Raw genomic sequence first — 4,893 nt, forward strand, 5'->3', positions numbered from 1 at the left:
CATAAGTATGAAAATAAACAGAGGTTCTTCTCTGTTGCTACTTGCGCTGGGACTTACGTTCACGCAATGTAAAAACGAGACGTATCAAACGCAGTCTTCTACAGACGCAACTGCGGCTGCCCCTACAGCCCCTTCCCAAAAAGAATACAAATATGAAGCAGCGCCTAACGATCCGTTAAACGCCCGTATCTATACCTTAAATAATGGGTTGAAAGTATACCTGTCGGATTACGAAGAAGCTCCGCGCATCCAAACGTACATAGCAGTGCGTGCCGGCAGCAAAAACGACCCTGCCGATGCCACTGGTCTGGCGCACTACCTGGAGCACATGGTGTTTAAAGGCACCACAGAACTGGGCACCGCTAATTGGGAGAAAGAGCAGCAGGAGCTATCGAATATCGAAGCTCTATACGAGAAGTATAGAAACACGCGCGATGAAGCTGCCCGGAAGAAAATTTACCACCAGATAGATTCTGTTTCGGGTGTTGCTGCTACGTATGCCATTGCCAACGAGTATGATAAGCTGACAACCGCTATCGGTGCGAAAGGCACAAATGCTTATACTTGGGTAGACCAGACGGTGTACGTCAACGACATACCAACCAACCAACTGGAGCGCTGGCTGGAGCTGGAGGCAGACCGCTTCCAGGAAATGGTGCCGCGCCTGTTCCACACAGAGCTGGAGGCTGTGTACGAAGAGAAAAACCGCACGCTGGACAGCGATGGCCGCAAAGTAGCCGAAGTGATCAACACAGAGCTTTTCCCGACACACCAGTATGGTACCCAAACCACCATTGGTACGATAGAACACCTGAAAAATCCGTCTATCACGGCTATTAAAAACTATTTCGACGAGTACTATGTGCCAAATAATATGGCCATTGCTATGTCCGGCGACATTGACTTTGACCAGACTATCCGCCTGATAGACAAGTATTGGGGCGGTATCGAGAAGAGCCAGGTGCCAAACTTTACGGTAGCACAGGAGCAGCCTATACAGAAGCCAATTGTGCGTGAAGTTCTAGGTCCTGATGCAGAAAACGTATCGCTGGCATACCGCACGCCGGGCATTAACACCCGCGAAGCATTGGTGGTGCAGATGATTAGCCAACTGCTTTATAACGGTGCAGCAGGCTTGATAGACCTGAACCTGAACCAGCAGCAGAAAGTACTGCAGTCTTACGCCTACGATACCCCAATGAAAGACTACGGCACGTTCCGGATGTCAGGCATGCCACGCCAGGGCCAGTCGCTGGATCAGGTGCGAGACCTGTTGCTGCAACAGCTGGACATGATTAAGAAAGGCTCTTTTGATGAGTCGCTGCTACAGGCAGTGGTAAACAATGATAAAATCAACACGATGAAGGCCTATGAAGACAACAGCAACCGTGCTGATGCTTTTGTGTCGTCCTTTATCTACGATATTCCGTGGAATGACTATGTGGCCCGCCAGAAAGAGTTTGGGACTATCACTAAACAGGAAGTAGTAGATGTTGCCAACAAGTACTTCAACAACAATTATGTGCTGGTATACAAACGCAACGGCAAAGACCCTGTAGCACAAAAAGTAGAGAAGCCAGCCATTACGCCGGTAGCTGTAAACCGCGATGCACAGTCGGATTATTACAAAGCATTTTTAGCGAAAGAAACACAGCCGCTGCAGCCTGTTTTCATCGACTATAGCAAAGATCTGGTAGAGACAAATATCAAGCAGAACATTCCGCTGATTTATACCCAGAACAAAGACAACGGCTTGTTCCAGCTATACTACATCCTGGATATGGGCACCAACAACGATCAGAAGTTGGGGATGGCCGTGAATTACCTGAAGTACCTGGGCACTGACAAGTATACAGCTGAAGAGCTTCAGAAAGAATTTTACAAGCTAGGTACTTCGTTTGATGTGTTTTCTTCCGGCGATCAGGTTTATGTAAGCTTAACCGGCCTTGACGAGAATTTTGAGCAGGGCCTTAACCTGTTCGAAAGTGTACTGGCAAACGCCAAACCAAACCAGCAGGCCCTGAACGACATGGTAGCCGGCATACTGAAAGCGCGCAACGATGCGAAGAAGAACAAAGGCATTATCCTGCAGCAGGCCATGGTAAACTTTGCCAAGTATGGCAAAAAGAACCCTTTCAACACGTTGCTGAGCGAGAAAGAACTGAAGGCGGTTAAACCGCAGGAACTGGTAAGCATCATCAAGAGTATTCCAGGTTATGAGCACCGGGTGCTGTACTATGGTCCACGTGAAACGGACAACTTAGTAGCCGCCCTGAATAAAGGCCACATGGTACCATCCAAGCTGAAGCCAGTGCCGGAGGAGAAAGTATACGCTGAGATCGACTTCAAAGAGCCAACCGTGTACTGGGCTGATTATGACATGGTGCAGGCAGAGCTGCTGTTCCTGAGCAAGTCAGTACCTTACAGCAAAGACATTGTGCCGGTAGTAAGGCTGTATAATGAGTACATGGGAGGCATCGTGTTCCAGGACCTGCGTGAGTCGAAGGCCCTCGCCTACTCTACTTACTCCCGCTATGGCACTGCCTCTAAAGCTGGCCGTGCCAACTACCTGACCTCATACATTGGTGCGCAGGCAGATAAACTGGAAGAAGCAATGGCAGGTATGCAGGCGCTTTTGACAGAAATGCCACTGGCTGATGCGAACTTCCAAAATGCCCGTGCTTCATTGCGTAACAGCATCTCTACAGAACGCATCACCAAGTCCGGCATCCTGTTCGACTACGAGCGTGCCAAGAAGCTGGGCCTGAATTACGACATCCGCCAGGATGTGTACCAAAGCGCCAACAGCATGACCTTCGACCAGATGAAGGAGTTCCAGCAGAAGTATGTAAAGGCCCAGCCACAGGCTATACTTGTCATAGGCTCCAAAGACCGCCTCAACTTTAAAGCACTTGAGAAGTATGGCAAGGTAAAGCAGCTAAAGCTGGAAGAGCTTTTCGGGTACTAGGATTAGACTTTAGATGTTAGTATCTAGATACTAGACAAAGAAAGGGGGCAGCCAAGTGTGGCTGCCCCCTTTTTTATACCTTGCTCTTAAATATAAGTTTGTGAAACACGTAGACAATGGTATGCTGACAGTCTATAATTTTGAGTCGGAGGTTAACCCAACTATCCTGCAACGCGGCAGGCAATATTACCAAAACAAAGCTATTGTGTGGGCAGAAGAAGTGGACGCGAATACCTGGGAAGCCGAGGTAGAAGGTACAGATCTATATCATGTAGAACTGCAAATCGGGGATAAGGGAGAAGTAAGGGATTTAAGCTGCGACTGCCCGTATGAGGGAGAAGTATGCAAACATACTGTTGCCGTGTTGTTTACAATCCAAAAGAAGTTTAAGCCTAAAACCTCAAAAAAATCAGTTAAAAAGCCACCTAAAAATATCCTGGACTCGCTACTGCAGGCTGTCTCAGCGGAAGAGATGCAGGGCTTTGTGCGGTATTATGCAGCTAACAACAGGGATTTTAAAAACGCATTCGAGCTATACTTCGCCAACAAAGACGAGCGCATCGACATCAGCAAACAGTATAAAGCTAACTTTCAGCAGCTGCTTCGGCAGCACTCATCTCGTGGCTTCATGGATTACCGGGGCACCTCTGCCTTTTCTAAAGAAATAGAAAAACAGCTGCAGCACGCAGACGACCTTGTAACGAAGCAAAACTTTAGCGATGCCTTTGCCATCGCTTCGGCTGCCCTGCGTATAAGCCTGAAAGCGGCAACGCAGTGTGATGACTCTGCCGGTAACATTGGTGAACTTTTCTATCATCTAGCAGAACTTTTCGGAACCCTTGCGCACCACGAAACAGTGGCTATGGACCTGAAAGAGAAAATCTATGTTTATTTAGAAAAAGAGCTGAAAAGCTCTGACTACTTTGGGTATGGAGATATTGGCTACGACCTCTTTGGCACTTACGCTGATCTGGCTTTGCTATTCCACAAGCACGATGCTTTCCTTGCTTTTATAGAGGTACAGCTTTCCCAACTGAATGGCCCTTATGACAACTACTCCAAAACTTTCTTCCTGACACAAAAGATTGACTTTTTAACGCTCATTGGCAGAACTACCGAGGCAGAAGCAGTGATACAACAGCACATGGATTTGAGCAATATCCGGGAAAGCGTGGTAGAAAAAGCAATTGAAGACAGAGACTATGAGCAAGCCAAAGAATTAATATCAGAAGGCATTGCCATTGCAGAAGGTAAAAATCATGCAGGTACCGTTGATTCGTGGCAAAAAACGCTTCTGCGTATTGCTGAACTAGAAAACGATGTGCCAACCATACGTCGCTACGCCCAACACTTTGCCCTTTCCAGATGGTTTGATAAGGAGTACTATAACCAATGGAAAGCCACCTATACACAAGCGGAATGGCAAGCCGTAATCACGCAGTATATTGCTGAGACAATATCCAAAATTGAAGGGCAGTGGGAAGCTGGCAAGCGAAAGTATAATTGGCAGGGAGAGCCGCCATTACTTGAGAGATTAGGCCCTACTTATGTGCAAGAAGCCTACTGGCAGGAACTCTTGCAGCTGGTGCAGAAAGAGAGCCAGCTGCACAACCTTATAGCGTATAATGCTTACCTGGCTCCACGCTACCCGCAGGAAATGCTAAAATTGTATGTAGCTGCTTTTGCCAAGGTTTGTGTGCAGGCAAATAGCCGCAGCAACTACGCCAACCTAGCCTACAAAATGCAACAAGTGATGCTGGAGCTACCAGAAGCCCGAGAAGAAATTTTAGCGCTCGCCCTGCAGTTGCAAGAACAGTATCCTCGTCGCAAAGCCATGATAGAAGAGTTTAACAAAATTCTATTTAAGAAGAAGTAAGTTCTTTTTAAATGTAGCTATGTCGCAAGTTTAGCGGAGCGTAACTTGT

General features: G+C 47.4%; 2 protein-coding genes. Both read left to right on the forward strand.

The genetic code is table 11. The annotated features are described in order from the left end of the window. Positions 1–7 precede the first annotated feature (7 nt). A complete protein-coding gene (locus ACFQ2O_RS20005) occupies positions 8–2,968 on the forward strand; it encodes a M16 family metallopeptidase (RefSeq protein ID WP_377532238.1) in 2,961 nt (986 codons plus the stop codon). 100 nt (positions 2,969–3,068) lie between these two features. Beyond that, complete coding sequence (locus ACFQ2O_RS20010) at positions 3,069–4,844, forward strand: SWIM zinc finger family protein (protein ID WP_377532239.1); 1,776 nt, start codon at positions 3,069–3,071, stop codon at positions 4,842–4,844. Positions 4,845–4,893 lie beyond the last annotated feature (49 nt).

Origin of the sequence: Pontibacter rugosus, from assembly GCF_042678745.1 — a bacterium.
Lineage (GTDB): Bacteria > Bacteroidota > Bacteroidia > Cytophagales > Hymenobacteraceae > Pontibacter > Pontibacter rugosus.

Coding starts and splice junctions, on each gene's coding strand:
- ACFQ2O_RS20005 (WP_377532238.1), top strand. CDS start 8: ATGAAAATAAACAGAGGTTCTTCTCTGTTGCTACTTGCGCTGGGACTT.